17 protein-coding genes and 1 tRNA gene are annotated in these 24,477 nt (G+C 63.6%); 12 read left to right on the forward strand and 6 right to left on the reverse strand.

Annotation, left to right across the window (positions count from 1 at the left end; all coding sequences use genetic code 11):
* Positions 1-289: 289 nt before the first annotated feature.
* From AB7532_RS26970 to AB7532_RS26990, 5 genes are all read right to left on the reverse strand, one after another.
* A tRNA-Lys gene (locus tag AB7532_RS26970) sits at positions 290-365 on the reverse strand.
* Between the two features lie 160 nt (positions 366-525).
* A complete protein-coding gene (locus tag AB7532_RS26975; protein ID WP_441237721.1) occupies positions 526-1,134 on the reverse strand; it encodes a Spy/CpxP family protein refolding chaperone in 609 nt (202 codons plus the stop codon).
* Positions 1,135-1,342: 208 nt separating this feature from the next.
* Positions 1,343-2,356, reverse strand: coding sequence for a TRAP transporter substrate-binding protein (locus AB7532_RS26980; protein WP_441237722.1), 1,014 nt, complete (start codon positions 2,354-2,356; stop codon positions 1,343-1,345).
* Positions 2,357-2,613: 257 nt separating this feature from the next.
* Positions 2,614-6,204: a beta strand repeat-containing protein gene (locus tag AB7532_RS26985; protein ID WP_441237723.1), complete on the reverse strand. Its 3,591-nt coding sequence runs from the start codon at positions 6,202-6,204 to the stop codon at positions 2,614-2,616.
* Positions 6,205-6,541: 337 nt separating this feature from the next.
* Positions 6,542-8,104, reverse strand: a complete 1,563-nt coding sequence (locus AB7532_RS26990; RefSeq protein ID WP_441237724.1) for a 2-isopropylmalate synthase — start codon at positions 8,102-8,104, stop codon at positions 6,542-6,544.
* Positions 8,105-8,683: 579 nt separating this feature from the next.
* On the opposite strand from AB7532_RS26990, the gene AB7532_RS26995 reads away from it, so the two are divergent.
* A complete protein-coding gene (locus AB7532_RS26995) occupies positions 8,684-10,075 on the forward strand; it encodes a hypothetical protein (RefSeq protein WP_441237725.1) in 1,392 nt (463 codons plus the stop codon).
* Between the two features lie 53 nt (positions 10,076-10,128).
* Here the strand turns inward: AB7532_RS26995 and AB7532_RS27000 are convergent, their stop codons facing one another.
* The gene (locus tag AB7532_RS27000; protein ID WP_441237726.1) at positions 10,129-10,413 is read right to left on the reverse strand and encodes a hypothetical protein; all 285 of its coding nucleotides are present in this window, start codon (positions 10,411-10,413) and stop codon (positions 10,129-10,131) included.
* Between the two features lie 252 nt (positions 10,414-10,665).
* Here AB7532_RS27000 and AB7532_RS27005 point away from each other — a divergent pair, with 252 nt between their 5' ends.
* The 11 genes from AB7532_RS27005 (at position 10,666) to AB7532_RS27055 (ending at position 24,449) form a co-directional block, all read left to right on the forward strand.
* Positions 10,666-11,913 (forward strand): SMP-30/gluconolactonase/LRE family protein, encoded by a 1,248-nt coding sequence (locus tag AB7532_RS27005; RefSeq protein ID WP_441237727.1) that lies wholly within the window; start codon positions 10,666-10,668, stop codon positions 11,911-11,913.
* Between the two features lie 84 nt (positions 11,914-11,997).
* A complete protein-coding gene (locus AB7532_RS27010; RefSeq protein WP_441237728.1) occupies positions 11,998-12,513 on the forward strand; it encodes a GNAT family N-acetyltransferase in 516 nt (171 codons plus the stop codon).
* A 97-nt stretch (positions 12,514-12,610) separates the two neighbouring features.
* Positions 12,611-13,732 carry a D-alanine--D-alanine ligase family protein gene (locus tag AB7532_RS27015; RefSeq protein ID WP_441237729.1) on the forward strand — a complete coding sequence of 374 codons (1,122 nt, stop codon included), beginning with the start codon at positions 12,611-12,613 and terminating at the stop codon, positions 13,730-13,732.
* A 39-nt stretch (positions 13,733-13,771) separates the two neighbouring features.
* Positions 13,772-14,875 (forward strand): NAD(P)/FAD-dependent oxidoreductase, encoded by a 1,104-nt coding sequence (locus AB7532_RS27020; protein WP_441237730.1) that lies wholly within the window; start codon positions 13,772-13,774, stop codon positions 14,873-14,875.
* 400 nt (positions 14,876-15,275) lie between these two features.
* Positions 15,276-16,151 carry a branched-chain amino acid ABC transporter permease gene (locus AB7532_RS27025; RefSeq protein ID WP_441237731.1) on the forward strand — a complete coding sequence of 292 codons (876 nt, stop codon included), beginning with the start codon at positions 15,276-15,278 and terminating at the stop codon, positions 16,149-16,151.
* 1 nt (position 16,152) lies between these two features.
* Positions 16,153-17,079: a branched-chain amino acid ABC transporter permease gene (locus AB7532_RS27030; RefSeq protein ID WP_441237732.1), complete on the forward strand. Its 927-nt coding sequence runs from the start codon at positions 16,153-16,155 to the stop codon at positions 17,077-17,079.
* Positions 17,079-18,557 carry an ATP-binding cassette domain-containing protein gene (locus AB7532_RS27035; protein WP_441237733.1) on the forward strand — a complete coding sequence of 493 codons (1,479 nt, stop codon included), beginning with the start codon at positions 17,079-17,081 and terminating at the stop codon, positions 18,555-18,557. Before AB7532_RS27030 ends, AB7532_RS27035 begins: the two co-directional genes overlap by 1 nt.
* A 39-nt stretch (positions 18,558-18,596) precedes the next feature.
* Positions 18,597-19,835, forward strand: coding sequence for an ABC transporter substrate-binding protein (locus AB7532_RS27040; RefSeq protein WP_441237734.1), 1,239 nt, complete (start codon positions 18,597-18,599; stop codon positions 19,833-19,835).
* A gap of 156 nt (positions 19,836-19,991) precedes the next feature.
* The gene (gene uvrA / locus AB7532_RS27045) at positions 19,992-22,511 is read left to right on the forward strand and encodes an excinuclease ABC subunit UvrA (RefSeq protein ID WP_441237735.1); all 2,520 of its coding nucleotides are present in this window, start codon (positions 19,992-19,994) and stop codon (positions 22,509-22,511) included.
* Positions 22,512-22,667: 156 nt separating this feature from the next.
* Positions 22,668-23,978, forward strand: a complete 1,311-nt coding sequence (locus tag AB7532_RS27050) for an ABC transporter substrate-binding protein (protein ID WP_441237736.1) — start codon at positions 22,668-22,670, stop codon at positions 23,976-23,978.
* A gap of 180 nt (positions 23,979-24,158) precedes the next feature.
* Entirely contained in the window at positions 24,159-24,449 is a 291-nt protein-coding gene (locus tag AB7532_RS27055; protein WP_441237737.1) for a hypothetical protein, read from the forward strand.
* Positions 24,450-24,477 lie beyond the last annotated feature (28 nt).

Here is a 24,477-nt window from a genome sequence, read left to right on the forward strand (position 1 = left end):
TGCCCTCCTTGTCGTCCTCTTGTGTTGATCCCGACGGACATCGCGCGATCTAGCGGCTAGCAGCGATCTCTTCTTGCACGCGGAGGTACTGACGCGCTCGGGCTGGGACGCCTAGCGAGCCGCTGTTGTTCGCGCACGTTCGATCGTGCGGAGCCGATTAACACCGAAACCGCCCAAGAGAATTTCGACTAAGGAAGGCAGGCACAGCTTCAATTGCTGGTGGACTGAAGCATCGGAACGCCGTTTGAGAAATCAATTGCTCAAACGGTTTTCTGACTAAGGGTTGATTTGGTGGGCGCACCAGGGCTCGAACCTGGGACCCGCTGATTAAGAGTCAGCTGCTCTACCAACTGAGCTATGCGCCCGAAAGGCGGTCAAATGCCTTGCGAGGCCGGTCGTTTAGCAAAGCGATCCGGGGATGGCAAGCGATGCGATGAAGGTTTTTCCACAGTCCCCAAAAAGCGAAAAGCCGCTGGATTCCAGCGGCTTCGCCAAGGTTTAATTCCGCGGGAAATGCGGGGTGGCTCAGAGCCGGCCCTCGCGATCCCGATCCGGACCGCCGTCGCGGTCGAAACGGTCACGACGGAAGTGCTCCATGCCGCGCTCCATCATCCGGTCCATGCCGCGTTCCATGAAGTGGCGGGGCGGGCCGTCCTCACCGCCGCCGAATGGGCCGCGGTGGCGGGTCAGCACGGCAAGGCGCCGCTTCTGGCCTTCGTCGAGGGTCTTGTAGAGCGGGTCCGCGGCATCGGCGATCTTCTTCAGGGCAACCGAGGTCGCACCCATGTCCTCAGCGCGCTGGCGCAGGCGAGCGACCGGATCCTCGGGCTTGTCGGCATCCTTGGCGCCGTCGCCCGGGCCGGCATTCATCCGCGCATTGGCGCGATCCAGACGCAGCTTGGCGAAGTCGCGCACGGCGGACTCGACCGGCGGCCACAGCTTCTCCTGGTCGGCGTTAAGCTTCAGCCCGGCATGGACGGCGGCGATACGCGCGTCGACGAAAGCGGCGCGGTCCTCCGGGTTCATGCGCATGTGGCGGATGTGCTCCATCCACGGGCGATGATATTGGGCATAGACCGCGCCCGAGCCGGCGATGCTGAGCACGGCGATGGCAGCGATGGTGAACTTCCTCATCAGTACCTCCTCTGGAAGGATGCTCTGAAGATGAGGGTCGCAAGGCTGACGCGCAACTTACAACTTGGACAGGAAGGCGTTCTTACGGAGATGTAACTACCGTGAATGTCTGTTCAGATGCAGACTGAAATCATTTGCAACAAAAAGGGCTTCCGTGCCGGCACGGAAGCCCTTTGTTCATGCATCATTTATCCACGCACGATCCGAGTTAGTTCGTCGTGCTTTTGGCTTCCTTCTGGAACTCCTCGATCAGCGGCTGACCGATGCGGCTTGCGGCTTCCTTGTAGACCGGCTCCATCGCCTTGCGCATCGCCTCGTCCTGCTCCGCCGTGAGCTTGATGATCTCGCTCTTGCCGCTCTTCTTGATCTCGGCCAGCGCGTCGTCGTTTTCCTTCTGCGACTGCGCATTGTTGAAGTCGGTGGCTTCCTTCATCGCCTTCGACAGCTGGCCGCGGATATCGGCCGGCAGATCGTCCCAGAACTTCTTGTTCACGATCACGACGTAGCCGATGTAACCGTGATTGGTCTCGGTGATGTACTTCTGCACCTCGTGCATCTTCTGCGTATAGATGTTCGACCAGGTGTTCTCCTGCCCGTCGACCACGCCGGTCTGGAGCGCCTGGTAGACTTCGCCGAACGCCATCACCTGCGGCAGCGAGCCGAGCGTCTTGAACTGGGCCTGGAGCACGCGCGAGGACTGGATGCGGAACTTGACGCCCTGATAGTCGGCCGGCGTCACCAGCTTCTTGTTGGCGCTCATCTGCTTGAAGCCGTTGTCCCAATAGGCAAGGCCGGTGATGCCCTTGGTGTCGAGAAGCTTGAGCAGCCGGGCGCCGAGCGGCCCTTCCGTCACCTTCCGCAGCGTCTTCAGGTCGGGAAGGATGTAGGGGAGATCGAACACCTCGAACTCGCGGATGCCGAGCGGACCGAACTTGGAGTTGGACGGCGCCAGCATCTGCACGCTGCCGAGCTGAAGCGCCTCGAGCTCTTCCTTGTCCTTGTAGAGCGAGGAGTTCGGGTAAACCTCGACCTTGACCTTGCCGCCGGTGTACTTCTCGGCGAGTTCCTTGAATTTCTCCGATCCCTTGCCCTTCGGCGTGTCGGTGGCGACGACGTGGCTGAACTTGATGATGATCGGCGATTGGGCCGATGCCGGCCCGGTCAGCGCCAGAGCCCCTGCCAAGGCCGCAACCGATGCCGCAGCCCAAATAAGTTTCCGCATGTTTCCTCCCGCACGCTTTTTTGCGAGGCACGGACCACCGGCCTCCAAGCCTTATCCAAGACTTCAGGGCAGCTTTATAGGGAAGCCGGCCGAGGCGCCATTGCCCCTTAGCAGGGGGCGGATTGCAAAAATGCAGTGTCGCGAGGGGGTTACCGGCGGACGTCCCAGATCCGGCCAGGCCCGGGACCAAAAAAATGCCCGGCTCGGATGAGCCGGGCAGTTCGATCTTGCGGTCGTTCTATTCACTAATGGTCTGCTCAGTGCGCGGCTGCGAGCAGCTGCTGGTTGTTGGCGACCGTCGGGTCGGTGATCAGCGTGCCGCCATGGCCGTCGGCGGACAGCGCGAAGTCCGCGGCGCTGTACTGGCCGAGCAGGCTCAGCGACGCCGAGTGCGTGCCGTCCGACACGGTCAGCGTACCACCGCTGTTGTCGCTGTTCTGCGCATAGGCAAACGAGGTCACGCCGTCGCTGAACAGGATGTCGCCGAGATCGATGCTGTCGTTGACCTGCCAGCCGGAGATCGATCCGGTGAAGCTCGACGCCTGGTCAAGCACCAGCGAAGCGCTGGGGCCTGCGAAGATCACGTCGTCCATCGTGCCGCCGGTGTGGACATAGGCGAGCGCGCCCTCACCGATCGTGGTGTCGTCCGCGCTGCCGCCGGCCTGCACGTGCTGCGTGCCGGCCTGGACCGTCGTGCCGGCTGCGCTGCCGAACACATATTGCACGCCGCCGTTGACGACCGTGGCGCTGGCCATGCCCCAATCGAGCTGGAAGCCGCCGGCATTGATCGTCGTGCCGGTCGCAATGCCGTCAGTGTAGACGTTCTGCTGGCTGCCGGCGTTGACGACCGTGACCGAGGCGTTGCCATGGAGATACTGGATCGCGCCGTTGCTGATCGTGGTCTGGAGCACCGTGCCGTAGACCGACTGGCTTCCGCCGTCCATGGCGGTGTTGATCGCAGTCGCGCCGGAATAGACGTCCTGCCCGCCGCCATGGATGGTCGTGTCGCTGGCGGTGCCGCCGCTCTGGACGGTCTGGACACCCGAATTGATCGTCGTCAGGCTCGCAGAACCGAACACGTGCTGATTGCCGCCGCTGATCGTCGTGGTGATGGTGAAACCCCAGTCGATCTGGAGGCCGCCGGCGTTGATCGTGGTGCCAGTCGCGCTGCCGTCGGCATAGACGTTCTGCTCGCCACCGTCATTGAGCACCGTCGAGAACGCGTTGTTGTGGACATGCTGAAGGCCGCCATTGGCGATGGTCGTTCCGATCGCGACGCCGAACACCGCCTGGGTACCGCCGTCCATTTTGGTGTTGGTCGCGACGCCACCACCGTAGATGTCCTGCTCTCCGCCGGCCTTGATCATGGTGCCGTCGGCCGAGCCGCCGATCTGGATGTACTGCGTTCCCGAGAGAACCGAGTTCGAGGCGAGGCCATAGACCGATTGCTGGGCACCCGCGGCAACGACCATGCCATTGGCCGAACCTTCGAGAACGACGCCCGCGCCGCTCTCGACCGTGATCTCGGAATAGCCGGCAGCATCCTTGATCCGCCAGACGCCGCCCTGGATATCGAGCTTCTCGACATCGACGACTGTGCCAAGCAGCGAGCCGGAGCCCGACAGCACCAGCGTGTCCACACCGTCGCCACCGTCGATCGTGCCTGTTACGACCGAGCCGGTGACGAGATTGATGCTGTCGTCGCCGGATCCCATCGACACGTCGCCGGTGATGGTGCCGCTGTTGATGAGCGTATCGTTGCCGCCGTCCATGGCGACGCTGCCGAAGATGCCGCCATTGTTGGTGATGGTATCGGCGAACGTGCCGACGATCGAGATCGCCTCGCCGTTGTTGCCGCGGATGGTGCCGTCGTTGATGATGGTCATGGCCGCAAAGGCGCTGCCGTCATTGCTGTCGTCGACGGTGATCGCGCGCTGGTCGCTGACGATCAGGCCGCCCGCCTCGTTGTGGACGAAGCCGCCGCCGATCGCGAGCGCCTCGTTGAGGCCGTTGGCGCCGCTGGTCAGGCCGACGGCCTTGATGGTGCCGAAATTGTCGATCGAAACCAGGCCGTCGACATCGACGCCATCGGCATCGGCACCACCGACCGACGTGCCGGTGATGGTGCCGTGGTTGGTCACGATCGTCGTGGTGTTGGCGGCGCTGTCCATGTTGATGCCGGAGCCGCTGCGGCCGATGATCGCGCCGTCGTTGGTGACGGTGATCGGCTGGTCGCCGGTGATCGCGTGGCGCGCGCCGTCGATGATGCCGCCGGCGAAGTTGTTGACCACGCCGCCGGTGTTGACCGACTGGAAGTCGATCGCGTCATTGCCGGACGAGGCCGCCGAAGCGTTGTGGCTGACGATCTGGCCGTAATTGTTGATGGTCGCGCGGGCACCGGCCCGGATCGCGTCGGCATCGGCCGCCGAGATCACGCCGCTGGCCGAGTTGTTGATGACGGTGTGTGCGCCGCTCGAATTGATGTCGTCGAGATCGAGCGCCTGGCCGGCATTGCCGCCGGTTCCGGTCGAGGAGATCGTGCCCTCGTTGTTGACCGTGAAGGTGCCGCTGGTGCCGGAGACCAGGTTCGAGATCTTCACCGCGTCCTTGGTCGCGGTGATGGTTGCACCGGCCTTGTTGTTGACGGTGAGGCTGCCGCTGGTCGAGCCACTGGTGGCCACCGCGCGGCTGGTGCCAGTGATGGTGCCGGAATTGTCGATCAGCGCGCCGGGCGAGGTGCTGCCGCCGATCCAGGTGACCGGGGTGGAGCCCGACAGCGTCACGCCGGAGAGGACGGTCAGATGATCGTTGTTGGCGAGCGTGATCGGGTTCGAGGAGTTGCTGGAAACCAGCGTGCCGTCGTCATTGGCGATGGTGCCGGTCGCCGTTGCAGTGCCGATCGTGACGGTCGCGCCCGGGTTGGTCGCGCCGGTCAGCGTCAGCGAGAAGCTCTCGTCGGGCTCCGCGGCGGTGTCGCCTGAGATCGTGATGGTAACGGTCGCCGACGACGCGCCAGCAGCGATGGTGCCGCTGAAGGTCGAAGCCGGCAGCGCGCCGCCGAAATCGGCGGCATCGGTGGTGCCGGCGGCAAAGCTGCCGGAGAAGCTGATCGCGCCGGTGGTGCCGCCGGTGCGCACGATGGTGAAGGTCATGGTCTTGGTGCCGCTGTCACCCTCGGTGACCGACACGCCCGCCGGTGAGAACGAGATCGTCTGCGTCGCGGGAGCCGCCACGGTGAAGGCGGTGGTCGGGAACGGCGCGTCGGGGTTAGTGCCGTCGGCGCTCTGGTCGCCGCTGCCGTTCTGGGTCGCCCAGTTGGCGGTGTTGCCGATCGCGGCAAGATAGTCGGCGAAGCTGGCGAAGCCCGAGCGCGGGCCGTTATAGCCGACGATGTCGAGGCCGCCGGTGAAGCTCACCGCGGTCTGGCCGGCGACGAGGCCGGTGCCGGTCAGCGTGCCGTCGGCGGTCGCATAACCGACGTTGGAGATGGCGGCGAGGAAGGTCGGCGAGGTCGAGGAACCGATATAGGCGTAGACAACCTCGCTGTCGTTCGACAGGCCGGTGTTGTTGGCATTGCTGAAGGTGGCCGAGCCCGCGCTGGTGCCGAACGTGCCCTTGCCGATGTTGTTGATGTCGATGACGGTGCCGGCGGCGATCGCGCTGGTCGCGGTCCAGGCGATGGTGCTCTCGGCATTGCTGCCGGTGGCGAAGCTGGTTCCGCTCCAGTTGCTGTCGGAGAAATTGATGACGGTGCCCTGCGGGATATCGGTCAGGGCGACAAAGGACAGATTGTCGTTGCCGTCACCGTTGAATCCGGTGAAGGCGATCGAACCAGCAGAAAGGGGCATTTCAAATTCTCCAGCAGCGAGGCAAGGCGCGCGACGCTGCTGGTTAATGAAATGCTAACATGACATGGCAATAACATATTTATTGCTATGTATCATACTTCACATCACGTCTCGTTCTGGACCGCCGCCCGGCCTCAGGCGTGCAGCGCCGGGGCAAGCTGGGCATGGCGGTACCTCTACAGCAGCAGCGCACGACGCCACTGGTGAATGGTATGTTAACACGACGTTATGATAACATATTTGTTGCGATGCGCGAGAACGCCGCAGATTGCGCGCCAAACGAAAAACGCGGCGCCGAGGGCGCCGCGTTTGACCGATGGATAAAGTCAGGAATGGGTCAGCTCGCCGCGGCCGTCGTCACGGTATCGCGCTGGCGCTTCATGACGATCTTGTTGAGCGCGCCGAGATAGGCCTTGGCCGAGGCCACCAGCGTATCCGGGTCGGCCGCACGCGCCGTCATCGAACGTCCCTCATGCGACAGCCGCACCGAGACTTCCGCCTGCGCGTCGGTGCCCTCGGTGACGGCGTGGACCTGGTACAGTTCGAGCTTGGCCTCGTGCGGCACCAGGCGCTTGATGCAGTTGAACACCGCATCGACCGGGCCGTTGCCCTCGGCCTCCTCGATCTTGATCTGGCCGTCGACGTCGAGCTTCATGGTCGCACGCTGCGGGCCATGGGTGCCGGCGATCACGGTCAGCGAGGTCAGCTTGATGCGGTCGTGCGACGCCGCCATCTCCTCGTCGACCAGCGCTTCGATGTCCTCGTCGTAGATGTCCTTCTTGCGGTCGGCGAGTGCCTTCATCCGCGTGAACGCATCTTCCAGCTGGTTCGGACCGAGCTTGTAGCCCATCTCCTCCAGCCTGTGGATGAAGGCGTGGCGGCCGGAATGCTTGCCGAGCACCAGCGACGATTGCTTCACGCCGACCATCTCCGGCCGCATGATCTCGTAGGTCGAGGCGTCCTTCAGCACGCCATCCTGGTGGATGCCGCTCTCGTGCGCGAACGCGTTCCGCCCGACGATGGCCTTGTTGTACTGCACCGGGAACGACGTCGCCGCCGACACCACCTTCGAGGCACGGGTGAGCTGCGTGGTGTCGATCTGGTTCCACCACGGAAACTTGTCGTTGCGCACATTGATCGCCATCACGACTTCTTCCAGCGCCGCATTGCCGGCCCGCTCGCCGATGCCGTTGACGGTGCATTCGATCTGTCGCGCGCCGCCGGCGATGCCGGCGAGCGAATTCGCCACCGCCATGCCGAGATCGTTATGGCAGTGCACCGAGAACACCGCCTTGTCCGAATTCGGCACGCGCTCGATCAGCGTCCGCATGAAGTGGGTGTATTCCTCGGGCGTGGTGTAACCGACGGTGTCGGGGATATTGACGGTGGTCGCACCCGCCTTGATCACGGCCTCGACGATGCGGCAGAGGAAATCCATCTCACTTCGGGTGGCGTCTTCAGCCGACCATTCGACATCGTCGATCTGGTTGCGGGCGCGCGCGACCATCGCGACCGAAGTCTCGAGCACCTGCTCGGGCGTCTTGTTCAATTTCACCCGCATGTGCAGCGGCGAGGTCGCGATCACGGTGTGAACGCGGCCGCGCTTGGCGAATTTCACGGCTTCGGCGCAGCGGTCGATATCGGCCGGATGTGCGCGTGACAAGCCGGCGATGACGGCGTTCTTGGAGCGGCGGGCGATTTCGCTCACCGCTTCGAAGTCACCCTGCGAGGTGATCGGGAAGCCGGCCTCGATGACGTCGACGCCCATATCGTCCAGCAGCTCGGCGACCTCGAGCTTCTCCTCGAAGGTCATGGTGGCGCCGGGGCACTGCTCGCCGTCGCGCAATGTGGTGTCGAAAATGATGACGCGGTCCTTGTCGGACTTGTTCGCGGTGGTCATTTCAATTTCCTTTTGAGCTTTGGCGCCCGACATCTGCCTTGAGCGCCTGAGGTTGTCCGGTGATCTCGTACCAACCCCTGAGTGCCCAGGCGCGTGGCGCCCAGCCGGCCCTCAGGGGCAAGTAAGAAGAAGGCCGCCAATAAGGAGGGTGGGCAGCAGAGCGGCCGGGATCGTGGCGGCGGCCAGAGCCACCTCCCCCGAAATCCCATCGATTTGGCCGCGAATCAGCATTGCCAGACCCTTGTGAGCCCTCAAATTCTCGGTCAAAACCGTTGACGGTTGGTTGCCGGGAGGCTCAGTGAGCCGTTTCTAGACGAAAAATGGCAGCAACTGCAACGCCAAAAGATGGTCAGCGGGACTGACCTGGTTGCCCCGCATGGGCGAAACCGCCCCTCAAGCCCACATTGGAGCTGTGGCACGAGCGTCCTCGCAATACCTCGCCAGATCATCCTCGACGGTGTTTCGACGATGTTCGCGCGCGCTGAAAAACCCTTCGGGTGCTCGTGGGACAGCGAACGCATCCGCGTGTAGCGTCGCAAGATGTTGACACGACGCGACCTCTTGAAAGCGCCATTCACGTTGCGCGCAGCCTTCGGTCTCGATGCCCTGTTCGGTGAATCGCACGGTCCAAAGGTTCGCGTCGTCGCGGATACGGCGAACAGCTTCTATGTCATGGCGCGCAACACCTGCGGCACCGGTTTTGCCTACCATTTCATTCGCAACGTGGGCGGCAACTCAAAAACCGACCTGGGCGGCTCCTGGCCCAACTGGCGCTATGCGGGGACCGCCGAGTTTTTGAGCAGCGTGATGGCGCCAACGGGAACGCCGTTGCGGACGTTCTCCAGCGATATCGGCGCCCAAGACTACGCTTTCGTGCTGCCGACATCGATGGACAGGTTCGCAGGCTCTTATCACGGGGTGGGCGCCACCGGTTCTTTGACGGCCGAGTCTTTGACGATCGACGGGAGGGCGTTCGATCCGGCATCAAGCGACGCGACCGGCGATCAGATCGTTCTAACGCATAGTGTTTCGATCACGGATGGCAGCAGCACTGTCACCGTTACCGGCTTTACCGTGACGATCAACGCGAGCGGCATCTCTTTCAACCCCGGCACGATTTCCTCGACCGCCGTCCTGTCAACGGCTTATGTCGGCATGGGCATCGCGACCGGCACATACGACGAAGGCACCTTCACGCTCACCGGCGGCGGGAGCGAGTACAAGACGCCGATCTCGACGGGCACCACATCCTATGGCCGGACCTTCATCCAGAAGGCCAACATGGTCAGTCTGCGCAAGACGTCCGACGGCCTGACGGTCCGTTTCAATCATGGCGGCACAGACTTTGCCGGCTATCGCCGAACCTCTGTCGTGCGCGATGTCACCTTGAACCGATCGAAGTTCTATTTCGACTTCGGCCATTCGGGCGGCGCCTTCGGCTCCCTGTCGGGCTTCACCTGGTCGCAGACCTTCGAACTCGGCGCGGCGGGTGCGACATCGTTCGCCGCGAACATGATCTCCAACGGCACGTTCTCCGAAAACATCACCGGCTGGACAATCATTGACGCCGGGACGAGCACAGTCCCGACTGCGGCCAACGTTGGCGTGCTCCGGCAGACCCGCGGTGCCACTCCCGCCGATGCACGAGCCATTCAGGCTGTGACGACGGTCGTCGGTGCGCCTTATCTGATCTCGGCCGAAAACAATTACACGCCGACCGTCGCCGGCACATATCTAAACCCAGGATCGCTCGGCCTGACGAACGACATCAACGGCAATGCGTCCTCGCCGACAGCGGCCTATGCGCCGATACAATTCGATCGGAACGGCTACAACGCCCACGTCGTCATTCCGACAGCGGCAGCGCAGTATGTCATGCTGTTGCTACCAACCGACACGGCTTCCGGCAACGACACGACCGGCGATACCAGCGATTGGAGCAATGTGTCGATGTTTCAGCTAACGGCGTGAAGCCGGGCACCGCTTATCGGGAATATGGATCGGCGCCGATCTCAATCCGTCCGTCAGCCGGTGCGGCGGGTACGCGCCCGACTTTCCCAGCGACCCAGCATCTGGCCGAGCTCGCCATTGGCCGGAGCCAGCGGCGTCATTTCGTTGACGGCCGTGACCTCGTTGGTGTTGGCGGGCGGGCTCGCCCGGAGCCACTCGGGCTCGGCGTAATTACGCCAACGGCGCGATTGCTCCCGCCGTTTCCTGGAGATGTGGTCGCGCGTGAAATAGCCGGCCGCGAAAGCGATCCCGAGCAATACGACCAGTACGACGACGCCTTGCACCACGAACTCCAGCATTAGCTCCGGACCTTGTTCTCTCCAGCATCGCGCGCAAGGTCAAGGCTTGACAGGCATTAAAGAGCAGCGGGTTAACCGCGCGAGGGCGAGACCAATGGTCGCTTCGCACCGGCACAATGCGGCGATGGTGCGGCGTTCTCGCGGCATCACCCAGAGGCTGCGAAGCTGCCACTCGCAACCCGCACCGAACCGGATTAACCTTGCCCGGCTCGGCCGGATCAACCGGCCAGCCAACATGACCGGGAGGACGCGATGACACGCCAAGAGGCCCGTGACCACGCAGCTCGTGACCACGAGCCGCGGGACCAGGATGCTGCGCTTTCACGACGAACACTCGTCCGGGGGCTCGCGCTCGGCGCCGCCGCCACAATGGCCGGCCCTGCGCTGGCCCAGACCGGTCCCGCCGCACCGCCCACGACGGTCACGACACCGCCGCGCGATTTCGGTCCCCATGGTGCGCCGACGACCTATTTCTGGGACCCCGACATCCTCGCGGTCGATCCGTCCTTCAACGATCTCGCGCAGCCGAACACGGCGATCAAGCGTCTCTACACCGGCCTGCTGTGGGCCGAAGGTCCGGCGTGGAGCGCGCAGGGCCGTTATCTCTTGTGGAGCGACATTCCCAACAACCGGCAGATGCGCTGGAGCGAGGACGACGGCCGCGTCAGCGTCTTCCGTTCGCCCTCCAACAATTCGAACGGCAACTCGTTCGACTTCCAGGGCCGCCAGCTCTCCTGCGAGCATCTCACCCGGCGGGTGACGCGCTACGAGCACGACGGCACCGCCACCGTCCTCGCCGACTCCTATCAGGGCAAGAAACTGAACTCGCCGAACGACATCGCCGCGCATCCCGACGGCAGCTACTGGTTCACCGATCCGCCCTATGGCGGCCAGCTCTATGAGGGCGAGCCCGACGTCGCGGGCGGCCCGAGCAATGCGGGCGGCAAGCTCAATCCGCGGATCGGCCAGCCCGCCGGCTTCGTGCCGGGCAAGCGCGAGCTGCCGACCAACTGCTATCGCATCGACCCCAGTGGCCGTATCGACCTCGTCGTCACCGAGGAGCAGGTGCCGGATCCGAACGGCCTGTGCTTCTCGCCTGACTACAAGAAGCTCTACGTCGCTTCGACCGGCAAGGGCCCGGGCGACACCGGCCCCGGCGGCAAAGGCGAGATTTTTGTGTTCGACGTTCGTACGGACAACAAGCTCTCGAACCCGAAGCGCTTCTCCGACTGCGTGATCGACGGCGTGAAGTGCGGACCGGACGGCGTGCGCTGCGACGTCAACGGCAATGTCTGGGCCTCCAGCAATGCCGGCCGCGCCGTCGGCTACAGCGGCGTGACGGTGTGGTCGCCGGAGGGCAAGCTGCTCGGCCGCATCCGCCTGCCGGAAGTCTGCGGCAACATCACGTTCGGCGGCCCCAAGCGCAACCGCCTGTTCATGGCCGCGAGCCAGTCGCTCTATGCGGTGTATACGGCGACGCAAGGCGCAGGACCGGGCTGATCGGCGTAAGCTGACTGCCACGAGGCGTCAGCGTAACCCGCTGGCGCCTCGAATATGAAGCCGATAGTTCACGGGAATAGCGAAGTGACCGTCACCGTTCGTCCAATGACCTTGCAGGAGACTGCAATGATCATTGAATACTTCCACGCAGCGACACCGGAGCATCTGGAAATGCTCGGGGTCGATCCGACGCGACTGCCGCAGGCATCGCAATGGCAGCGGCTCTATCAGCAGATGTTCGACCAGCCCATCGCGCAGAGGAGCAGCCTCCTGGTGAGCTGGCTTTGCGATGACAGGTTCGTGGGGTTCTCGACCGCCGACAAGATTCGCGTGGGCCAGCATGCGAACATGCATCTTCACATCACCGATGCCTCGCAACGCAAGCAGGGTATCGGCGTGGAATGTGTTGGACTGACCGTCGAACTCTATTTCCAGATTCTGAAGCTGAAGCAACTCTTCTGCGAGCCCAACGCGTTCAACGTGGCTCCAAACCGTGTTCTCCAAAAGTCAGGCTTCAAGTATGTCAAGACGCACATGACCGTTCCGGGTCCTCTGAACTTTCACCAGGCCGTCAACCGCTGGATGATCGACAGAGGTTGAAGGCCTTGCAAGGAGCTCGCCTCGAATTCAGAACTTCACGCCCCCGGTGTCTGCAGGCAACACGTGACTTCCGCACAGGGCGCGTGATAATTGGTCCATGGCAGGCAAAATTCGCGTCGTTGTTCTCTACGGTGGCAGGTCAGGTGAGCACGAGGTCTCGCTGAAATCGGCCGCCTCGGTGCTCAGGCATCTCGACCGTTCGCAGTTCGAAGTCATCCCGGTTTCCATCGACAAGGCGGGCCGGTGGCAGTGGAACGATCTTGGCGCGCTCGATCTTGCGCAGACGACCTCGTTGCCGATCCTGCCCGATGCGCCCGAGATCCGGCTCGCCCGAGGACCGAATGGGCACTGCGCTCTCATGCCGATTTCCGCCGGCTCAACCGGCTCGCTTGAGATCGACGTCGTCTTCCCGGTTATCCACGGGCCGCTTTGCGAGGACGGCACGGTGCAGGGTCTGCTGGAATTGGCCGACGTCGCTTACGTCGGATCCGGAGTTCTCGCCTCCGCCGTCAGCATGGACAAGGATGTCGCCAAGCGTCTCGCCGAATTCGCCGGCATTCCGGTCGCGCGCTATCGCGTGCTCACCCGCAAGGCCTTCGCCGGGGATCGCGCCACATCTCTCGCGAAGGCGGCCGAGGGGCTGAGCCTCCCGGTCTTCGTCAAGCCGTGCAACATGGGCTCCAGCGTCGGCATCCATAAAGTCAAATCGTGGGACGCGCTCGGCGCTGCGCTCGACGATGCGTTTCGATATGATCTCAAAGTGCTGGTCGAACAGGGCATCGACGCCCGCGAAATCGAGGTCGCAGTGCTCGAAGGCGAGCCCCTGTTCGCGAGCGTCGCCAGCGAGCTGAACCCCAACGCGCATCACGAGTTCTATTCCTACGAGGCAAAATATCTCGATCCCGACGGCGCCCGGGTCGATCTCCCGGCCAAACTCGACGCCGAACAGATGGCGCGCGTGCGCTCGCTCGCGGTGCAGGTCTTCGCGGCCCTCGAATGCAGCGACCTTGCGCGCGTCGATTTCTTCCTCGACCGGCAAACCGGCGCGTTCTGTTTCAACGAGATCAACACCCTGCCCGGCTTCACGTCGATCAGCATGTATCCGAAGATGATGGAAGCTTCGGGCGTGCCGTATGGCGAGCTGTTGACGCGCCTCGTCCATTTGGCGCTGGATCGGCACCGGCAGCGTCATTCTCTGGAACGCGGCTATTCGAGCTAGGTTATCTCCCTCAACGTTGGCCCTGTTGGAGAACAAGCCATGCGCGTTGTGATCTGCGGCGGCGGCGTGATCGGGGCTTGCACCGCGTTATATCTTCGACGGCTCGGCGTTGATGTCATCGTTGTCGAGCGGACCGAGGTGGCGGCTGCCGCCTCCGGCAAGGCCGGCGGCTTCCTGGCGCGCGATTGGTGCACCGGCTCGCCACTCGACGCACTGGCTCGACGCAGCTTTGCGCTTCACGCGCAACTGCCGGAGGAGATCGCGGGGGATTGGGGCTATCGCCCGATGAGCGCGTATAGCGGCTACGTCGCGTCCGATGGCGATCCGCGCCGGACGGCCCCCTCCGCGCTCGGCTGGCTCAGCGATGGCGTCGTCATCACGCGGCGCATCGGCACGGCAGAGACGACGGCGATCGTTCATCCGCACAAGTTCACGTCGGCGGTGATGAACGCGGCGCTCGCGCAAGGCGCCGAGCTTCGTGCCGGCCGCGTCACCGGCATCGTGTGCGACGCGAATGACGCGCGCGCGAGAGGTATCGAGGTCGAGGGCGGCGCTATTGAAGCTGACGCCGTCGTGATCGCGATGGGACCATGGTCGCTGCTCGCGGCACAATGGATGAGCCTGCCCGCTGTCTATGGCCAGCGCAGCCCGAGCATCGTGTACGACCTCGGCCCCGACGTGCCGGCCGATGCCCTGTTCCTGGAGCATGAGGACGATGAGGGAACCGTGTCGATCGAGGTCTTTCCACGCGCCGACGGCAGCACCCATATCGTCGCCCTCTCCGACATCGCGCCGCTGCCGATCGATCCCGCAACCGTGGCGCCGGATCAGGACGCGATCGCGCGCTTGCAAGCGATGTCCGCGCGGCTGTCGCCGCTGTTTGATCCCGCAAAGATCATCGCACGGCAGGCCTGCTTCCGCCCGGTGACGCAGGACGGACTGCCGCTGATCGGCCGCGTGCCACAGAGTGAAGGTCTCTATGTTGCGACCGGACATAATGTGTGGGGCATCCTGAACGCGCCCGCGACCGGCGAGGCGCTGGCACAGTTGATCGCCGAGGGGGCAACACGCGAGGTGGATCTCGCGCCGTTCAATCCTGTGCGGCTTCAGCCGCTCGATCCGTCACTGCTGCAAGCGCGCTGAAACGGTCAAAGCTCGCACATGCCGACCGCCAAAATCTGCATGCCTGTGCGTGCAGCGCGTCTAGACTTTAGTTCGTCTCTCACAATCCTGAACGCAGTTTCACTTGCCGAGAATGCCTCGGCCGTTATAGTTGCGACATAATGGCTCACAAGAGGCCTGCTCAAAGGGAGAGAACAACATGAAGAAACGACTCTCTGTTGCAATGCGAATAATGATCGATGCAGCTGCGGTGGCGCGCCGAGGGACGCCGCCAGTGCGGATGTCGAGCTCCTAGGCTCCATCAAATCCACCGTGACCTGATCGGGATTGTTCCGGGGCTTGCTCCCGGAGGCTTTCGTGCGCCGTGCGCGCAGCATTTTTCCTCATAACAGCAGTTCGACTGCCACGCGGCCAATCATCCATGCGAGCTTTCCAGATTCTGATCGATGGCTTTGCCATCAGCGCTCTCTACGCTCTCGGTGCCACCGGCTTCACGTTGATCTTCGGTGTGTCCGGCGTGCTCAATCTCTCCCACGGTGCGATCATGGTGGCGGCAGCAGTGGCGGCCTGGGCCGCCGCCAGCGTGCTCAATGTCGGCACCTATGCCGGCGCGCTGATCGGGGTCGGCGTCGCGCTGCTCACGGCGTTCGCGACCTATTTCGCAGTGGTGAAGCCGATTCAGGATTCGCGACGCATTCCGAATGAGGAGAAGGAGATCTTCGTCCTCACGGGAACATTGCTCTGGGGCATCATGATCCAGGAAGTGATCGCCTATTTCTTCACCAACAACGCCAAGACCGTGCTGCCGATCGTCGAGGGCGTGGTCGAGATCCTCGGCGTCCGCACGCCCAAGAACGAGATCTTCACCGCCATCGTGTGCTGCCTCGTCATCGCGCTGCTGTGGCTGCTGGTGAACCGCACCCGCACCGGCAAGGCGGTGCTGGCGGCCTCGATGAACCCGCGCGGCGTCACCCTGCTCGGGCTCGAGCTGACCAACATCTACATCGCGGTGTGGGGGATTTACGGCATCCTCGCCGGCATCGCCGGCGTGCTGCTCGGCATGTTCCTCGGCGTCAGCTCCTACAGCGTGGGACCGCTGACGGCGAGCGCGTTCTCGATCGTGGTGCTCGGCGGCCTCGGCAGCGTCTCCGGTTCGCTGATCGCTGCTTTTGTCGTGGGCTATCTCGAAACGCTGACAGCCTATCTGGTCTCGCCGGCCTACCGCACCATTCCGGCGCTGCTGCTGCTCGTGTTCGTGATGTACATCCGGCCCCAGGGCCTTCTGGGGAGGCGCTGAGATGTCCAGCTTTTTCACCTCGCGCCTGTTCTTCATCTCGGTCGCGCTCGTCGTCATCGCGGCGACGCTGCCGCTTTACGTCTCCGGCTATGTGCTGGGACTGCTCACCGTCGCGTTCTATTTCGGCGTGTTCGCGATGGCCTGGGACCTACTGTTCGGCTTCGCCGGCGAAGTCAATTTCGGTCCCACCTTCCTGATCGGCGTCGGCGCCTACACCGCCGGCATTTTGAATGCCCAGTTCGGCTGGTCGGTTTATCCCTGCATCGTGCTCGGCGCGCTCGCCTCGGTCATCGCCGGCCTCGTGCTGGCGCTGCCGGCATTGCGAGTCCGCGGTCCCTATTTCGGCCTGACCACGCTGGTCGCGGTGTTGATGCTGCAGAATTTCATCGTGGTGTTCGCCGATCTCACCGGCGGCGAGATCGGCCTCACCATCCCCGACGTCATCACCATCAATGCTGGCGCCAATTACTGGATCGCGCTCGGCTTCATGACGATCTCGGCGGCGATCCTCTACGGCCTGTCGCAATCGCCGATCGGCCTCGTGCTGCAGGCCAGCGGCCAGGACCCGGTGCAGGCCGGCGCGCTCGGCTTCAACATCGTCAAGCACAAGCTCGCCGCGTTCATCGTCAGCGCGTTCTTCTCGGGGCTCTCAGGCGCGCTGCTGGTGTTCTACTTCGGCACTGCCTCGGTCGGCACCGTCGTCGACGTCGCGGTCGGCGTGAACGTGATCGTCTCGGCCGTGCTCGGCGGGCGGCGCACCGTGCTCGGCGCGGCGCTCGGCGCGATCTTCCTGATCGTCGCCGGCGAGTTCCTGCGGCCGACCGGCGAGCTTGCCACTTTCATCGTCTCGGCGGTCGCCCTGCTCGTCGTGCTGTTCTTCCCCGGCGGCTTCTTGGGGGCGGCCCTCTCGCGTGAGGCGCGCTCGTGATGGATATGCTCGCAAACCGGCCTGTGCTCGACGTCCGCGGGCTGACGAAACGTTTCGGTGGATTGACGGCGGTGAAGAACCTCGGCTTCGAGGTCAACGCCGGCGAGATCTTTGGCCTGATCGGACCCAACGGCTCGGGCAAGTCGACCGCGATGAAGAGCGTGATGGGCATCGAGCGCCCGACCGCGGGCGAAGTGATTTTCGAAGGCGAGAACGTCGCCGGCCTGCCCGCGCACAAGATCGCGCGCAAGGGCTTCGGCATGGTGTTCCAGCACTCGCGTCCGCTGAACCGGCAGACGGTGCTGGAGAACATTCTGGTCGCACTGCTGCCGGACAGTCTGTTCATGCTGTTCCCGGACAAGGCGCTGATCGAGCGGGCCAAATGGATCGCCGAGCGCGTCGGCTTGGGTTCCGTCATGAACCGCCGCCCGCCGACGCTGCCCTTCGCCGATCTGCGAAGGCTCGAGCTCGCCAAGGCGATCGCGCGCGACCCGAAAGTCGTGCTGGTGGACGAACCCTTCGCCGGGCTGACGCGGGCCGAGGTCGACGTCTTCTCCGACCTGATCCGCAGCTTTCGCGATGACGGCCGCGCCGTGATGCTGGTCGACCACAACGTCAAGAGCGTCGCAGCCCTCGTCGACCGCGTGCTCGCGATGTATCTCGGCGAGGAGATCGTCACCGGCAAGGCCGAGGACGTCATGAAGAACGAGACGGTGCGCCGGGTCTATCTCGGCGGCGCCATCGAGACCCATGCCCGGCCCGAGACCAGCTTCAAGGACAAGGTGCCGCTGCTCCAGGTCGAGAACGTCAGCGTGTTCTACGGCAAGGCCCAGGCGCTGGAGAACGTCTCGATCCACGTCCACGAAGGCGAGTTCGTCTCGATCGTCGGGCTGAACGGCGCCGGCAAGACCACGCTGTTCAACACCATCTCCGGCTTCCTGCCCTATAGCGGCGAGATCGTGCGCGGCGGCGACAAATTGCGCGGCACGAGCCCCGCAAAGATCGCGCGCAGCGGCCTCGTGCAGTGCCCGGAATCGCGCGAGCTGTTCGGCGAGATGAGCGTGCGCGAAAATCTCGATCTCGGCGGCCAGCATCTGGCCGACGACAAGCGCGCCACGCAGCTCACCTGGCTGTTCGAGCTATTCCCGATCCTGAAGGAGCGTCAGGGCCAGATGGCGCAGACGCTCTCCGGCGGCGAACAGCAGATGCTGGCGATCGGCCGCGCGCTGATGATGCAGCCGCAGATCCTGATCCTGGACGAGCCGACACTGGGCCTCGCCCCCGTCATCCTCGAGCAATTGTCCAAGGCGCTGACGAAGCTGCGGGAGACCACCGCGATCACGGTCCTGCTCGGCGAGCAGAACGTGACCTTCGCGCTGCCGCATGCCGACCGTGTCTATGTGCTGGAGCATGCAAGGATCGTCTGGGAGGGCGATCCCGGCCGCTTCGCGAGCGAGGCCGGCGCCGATTTTCTGTGAGTCCTCAACATCAACAAGAAACATAGAAAGGAAACGACCATGCGATCATCAACACTCCTCAACAGCAGTCTCCTCACCTCCGCGCTGGCGCTGTGCCTCGCTGCGCCCGCCTACGCGCAGTCGAACGATCCGATCAAGATCGGCGTCATCGCCGAGGTGCAATCGATCGCGGGTGCTGCGACGCCCGGTGGCGCGCAGATCGCTGCCGACGAGATCAACGCCAAGGGCGGCATCCTCGGTCGCAAGGTCGAGATCGTCACCTACGACAACAAGAGCTCCTCGGCCGATTCCGTGCGCGCGTTCCAGCGTGCGGTGAGCGAGGACAAGGTCTCCGCCGTGATCGCGAGCTACATCTCCGAGGTCGTGCTGGCGCTCGAGCCCTGGGCGGCGCGTCTGAAGATGCCGTTGATCACCCCCGGCGCCGCGTCGAACGAGATCACCAAGGCGATCCACAACGATTACGAGAAGAACAAATACACCTTCCACGGCTACCTGACTTCGGCAGCTCAGGCGCAGCTCGTCTGCGACGCCGCCAAGGATCTCCTGGTCGACAAGCTCAAGTTCAAGACCGTCGCGATCATGAGCGAGGACGCCGCCTGGACCAAGCCGCTCGATGTCGGCTACGAGGCGTGCCTGCCCAAGGCCGGGCTGAAGGTCGTCGAGCATGTGCGCTTCTCGCCCGACACCACCGACTTCACGCCGATCTTCAACAACATCGAGGCCAAGAAGCCCGACGTAATCGTCACCGGCATCTCGCATGTCGGGGTGCAGCCGACGGTGCAGTGGAAGAACCAGCAGGTGCCGATCCCCATGTTCGGCATCAGCGCGCAGGCGCTGAGCCCGACCTTCTGGAAGGACACCAATGGCGCCGCCGACGGCGTGCCGTCACTGGCGGTGGCGACGCCCGATGTCGCCGTGACCGCCAAGACAAAGCCGTTCGCAGCCGCCTTCAAGGCCAAGTTCGGCTCGCCGCCGGCCTATACCGGCTACACCGCCTATGACGAGGTCTACTTCATTACGGAAGCGATCAAGCGCGCCGGCTCGACCGATCCCGACAAGATGGTCACTGAACTCGAGAAGACCGATTACGAGGGCACGATCGGCCGCATTCAGTTCTACGGCAAGGACGACGAGTTCACTCACGGCATCAAGTCCGGCCCCACCACCGTGTCGGGCCTCGTCTTCCAATGGCAGGACAGCAAGCAGGTCGTGGTCTGGCCCGAGAAGATCGCCGAGGGCAAGATGAAATTTCCGGGCTTCGTGAAGCTGTCGCAGTAATCGCCGGCATCGGCCGGCAGCCCAACACGCCCCTGCAAGGCCCGTCGCTGTCCCGCGACGGGCCTTCACTTTGTGCAGAACGGAACTGGCACACTGGCATCGGAGGACCCATCCTGCGATCTTTCGGTTAGTCCCCCGCGGGACCGGAGGAGCCAGATGGACGATCGACCAAAGCAGCCGAAGAGCCTGATACAGGACGACGGGTTCGTCCGGGTCCGCGGCGCGCGCGAGCACAACCTCAAGAACGTCGATGTCCGCATTCCCCGCAACGCCCTCGTCGTCTTCACGGGCGTGTCGGGCTCGGGAAAATCCTCGCTCGCCTTTGGAACGATCTATGCCGAGGCGCAACGGCGCTATCTGGAATCTGTCTCGCCCTACGCACGGCGCCTCTTCCACCAGATGCAGATCCCCGAAGTCGACGACATCGAAGGCCTGCCGCCTGCCGTCGCGCTCCAGCAGCAACGCGGCGCGCCGACGACGAGGTCATCCGTCGGCAGCGTGACGACCATCTCGAACCTGCTCCGGATGCTCTATTCCCGCGCCGGCGACTATCCGCGAGGACAATCGCTGCTTTATGCGGAATCATTCTCGCCGAACACACCGGAGGGTGCCTGCCCGACCTGCCACGGCATCGGCCGGATGCTCGATGTCTCCGAAAAATCCATGGTGCCCGACGACACCAAAACGATCCGCGAGCGCGCGGTCGCGGCCTGGCCGAGCGCGTGGCAGGGACAAAACCTGAGGGATATCCTGACGACGCTGGGCTACGACGTGGACAAGCCCTGGCGCGAGCTCCCGAAAAAGGACCGCGACTGGATCCTGTTCACGGAGGAGCAGCCGACCGTTCCCGTCTATGCCGGTTACGACGCCACCGAGGTCAAGCGGGCGCTGCGCCGCAAGGAGGAGCCGAGCTACCAGGGCACGTTCACCGGCGCGAAGCGTTACGTCATGCAGACCTACGCCAAGTCCGAGAGCGCGATGATGAAGCGCCGCGTCGCGCAATTCATGATCACGCAGGACTGCCCGACCTGCCATGGCACAAGGCTCAAGCCCGAGGCGCTCAAGGTCAAGTTCGCCGGCCTCAACATCGCCGAGATGTCGCATTTGCCGCTCAAGCAGCTGCAAGAGCTGATGACGCCGTTCGCGACGGCGAATGGCACATCGGAGAGAATCGTGGTCGCCAGGCGGATCTGCGAGGATTTGTCGGCACGACTGGCTGTGCTGCTCGACCTCGGCCTTGGCTATCTCGCCTGCGAGCGCAGCACGCCGACGCTGTCGCCGGGCGAGCTGCAGCGGTTGCGTCTTGCGACGCAGGTCCGCTCCAATCTGTTCGGCGTCGTCTACGTGCTCGACGAGCCGTCCGCGGGCCTGCATCCCGCCGACACCGAGGCGCTGCTGCGGGCGCTGGACCGGCTGAAGCGTGCGGGCAATTCGATCTTCGTGGTCGAACACGAGATCGAGGTGATCAGGCGCGCTGACTGGCTCGTGGATGTCGGACCGGACGCAGGCGACGCCGGAGGACTCATTCTCTACAGCGGGCCGCCAGCCGGGCTCGGCGAGATCGCGCAATCGCGAACCGCCCAATATCTCGCACATTCACGAAAGCCGTTGCCGACAACCCGCCGCGAGCCGAAGGGGCATCTGAAAGTCAGGGGCGTGACCCGTAACAATCTTCGCGGCCTCGACGTCGATATCCCGCTCGGCGTCCTCGCCAGCATCACTGGTGTGTCGGGGTCGGGCAAATCGAGCCTGATCAGCCAGTTCCTCGTCGAGGCTGTGGCCGCGCATCTCGGCCACACACTTGCCGCTGATGCCGACGACGACAGTCTGGCTCCCACGGTCGAGACATTAGGCGGCAAGGTGATTGCCGGTCTCGACCAGGTCAATCGTCTCGTCGTGGTTGATCAGAAGCCGATCGGCCGCACGCCGCGATCCAACCTTGCGACCTATACCGGCCTGTTCGACCATGTGCGAAAACTGTTCGCGGCAACGCCGCAGGCCAAGTCCCGCCGCTACGATGCCGGACGCTTCTCGTTCAATGTCGCGAAGGGCCGGTGTGCGACCTGCGAGGGCGAAGGCTTCGTCTGCGTCGAGCTTCTGTTCCTGCCCAGCGTCTATGCACCCTGCCCGACCTGCAAGGGCGCGCGCTACAACGACAAGACGCTCGAGGTGAAGATCCGCGAGAAGTCGATCGCGGATGTGCTGGCGATGCGCGTTGACGACGCCTTCGACTTCTTCCGCGACGATTCCGCCCTGAACCGGTCGCTATCGGTGGTCCGCGAGGTCGGCCTCGGCTATATCCGGCTTGGCCAGTCCGCTACCGAATTGTCCGGCGGCGAAGCCCAGCGCATCAAGCTCGCAACCGAGCTGATGCGCCCGCAACGTGGCCACACGCTCTATGTCCTCGACGAGCCGACCACCGGCCTTCATCCCCGGGATGTCGAGCGATTGATCGCGCAGCTCCAGCGGATCGTGGACGCCGGCAACAGCGTGGTCGTGGTCGAGCATGACATGGACGTCATCTCGCACAGCGACTGGATCATCGATCTCGGCCCCGGCGCCGGCGCCGAGGGCGGCAAGATCGTCGCATCGGGGACGCCGCATCAGGTCGCCAAGGAAGACGAGAAGGCCGGCGGAAAAACCGGGCACTATCTTGCCCGCCGCTTGAAACAATAACGCGCGCGATCGCATCGCCGATCATCTCGCAATTGCGTTCAATGTCCGGGAGCACCGCCCCAGACTTTCGCCATGTTGACTTTCCGCCTCCCCCCTCCCCATACTTCGCAAAAAAATAATAAGACCAATCAACAAACGGTTTTGAGGGAGGATAGGATGCCGACTTCACGCAGGCAGCTGCTGAAGGGTACGGCGGCTGCCGCCGCCACACTCAGCCTCGATTGGACCCGCGCCCAGGCGCAAGCCGAGAATTTGCGCATCGGCCTGATCTACGATCTCACCGGCCCGTTCGCCGCCGGCGGCTCGGTCGCCTCCTCGGTCGGCGCGCAGATCGCCATCGACCTCGTCAATGAGAAGGGCGGCATCGGCGGCAAGACCAAGATCGTGCCTGTCGCGGCGGACTCGCAAAGCAAGGCCGATGTCGCCATCAACGAGGCCGAGCGGCTGATCAGCCAGGAAAAGATCGACATCATCAACGGCGTCTATTCCAGCGCCCACGCGGTGCCGATGGCGGCCAAGGTCGAGCAGCAGAAGAAGATCCTCTGGATCACGACCGCGGTCTCGACCGCCGTGTTCAAGGACAAGAACCTGCAATACGTGTTTCGCGCGCAGATCCATTCCGACCAGTACGGCCAGGCGTTCGCGGGCTTCATCGCCGAGCATGCGAAGACAAAACTTGGCATGGAGCCGGGCGAGGTCAAGGTCGCGCTGATTCATGAGGATGGGCCTTATGGCGTCGGCGTCGCCGCAGCCGATGAGGCCTATGCCAAGCAGGCCGGCATCCAGGTGGTGATGCGCGAGGGCTACTCGGCGTCCGCGCCCGACCTCTCCGTGCTCGTGACCAAGCTCAAGCGCGCCAAGGTCGATGTGATCTCGCATGCCGGCTACAACCCCGACATCACCCTGTTCCTGCGCCAGGCCCGCGAGAGCGGCCTGCGCTTCAAGATGCTGTTCGGTGCGGGCGCCGGCTACAGCCAGCTCGACAAGCTGCGCGCGACCTTCGGACCCGACATCGACAATTTCTGCAACATCGATCCGGTGCCGGCGCAGCTGCTCGACCCGGCAAAACTGGCGCCGGGGATCGGCGATCTGACCAAAGCGATGGTCACACGCTACAAGGCCAAGACCGGCGCAACCGACGTGCCGCCGCATTGCTCGATGGGCTTCAACCAGACCTGGTTGCTGCTCAACAACGTGCTGCCTGTTGCCAAGGAGAAATACGGCAGCTTCGAGCCCGAATCCATCCGCAAGGCCGCACTCGACGTCGACATTCCCGCCGGCGGCACCATCCAGGGCTATGGCGTCAAATTCTTCCCGCCGGGCACCCCGATGTCGGGCCAGAACGAGCGCTCGACGCCTGTGGTGATGCAGAACGCCGGCGAACACATCTCGGTGGTGTGGCCGACGAACATCCGGACCCAGGACCCCGTGTTTCCGCTGCCGAAGGGATCGACTTACGGGACGTGAGCGATCAAGTCGCGCCTCGCTCCTTTGCCACGAGTGGCTCGCGAGATCGGAGAAACGAGCGAGAGGTTCACGCAATGCGCGAACCTCTCGTTGATTTTTCCGCGAGATTATCTTGTCGTGTGGCGTACCCTTACCCGCCGCCATCGCGTTTCACGCTGCTTTCACGCCTTAATTCGATGATTGACCGACGATCAACACTCACAGGATCGGCTCACATTGCGAAGCCATCCAGCAGAGATCGGAATTCATTCAGATCGTGAATTCCAGCCAATGGGGGTGCCGATGCCCGCCCTATTCGAATTGCTCTACAAGGAATTTTGCCGCGCTCGCCTTGCTGAAATGCGCAAACAGCTTCTGCTCACGGGCAAACATCCCGAACTCTTGCAAGCAGCCGACGATCCCCCTGGTCCGGATGATGCCGGCACGCTGGACGCCGGCCACGAGGCAGACCTGAAGCGCGTCAGGAAATAGTCAGCGTTCAACGCGGCGACGGTATTTT

It is taken from the genome of Bradyrhizobium sp. 930_D9_N1_4 (assembly GCF_052076015.1).
Classification (GTDB): domain Bacteria; phylum Pseudomonadota; class Alphaproteobacteria; order Rhizobiales; family Xanthobacteraceae; genus Bradyrhizobium.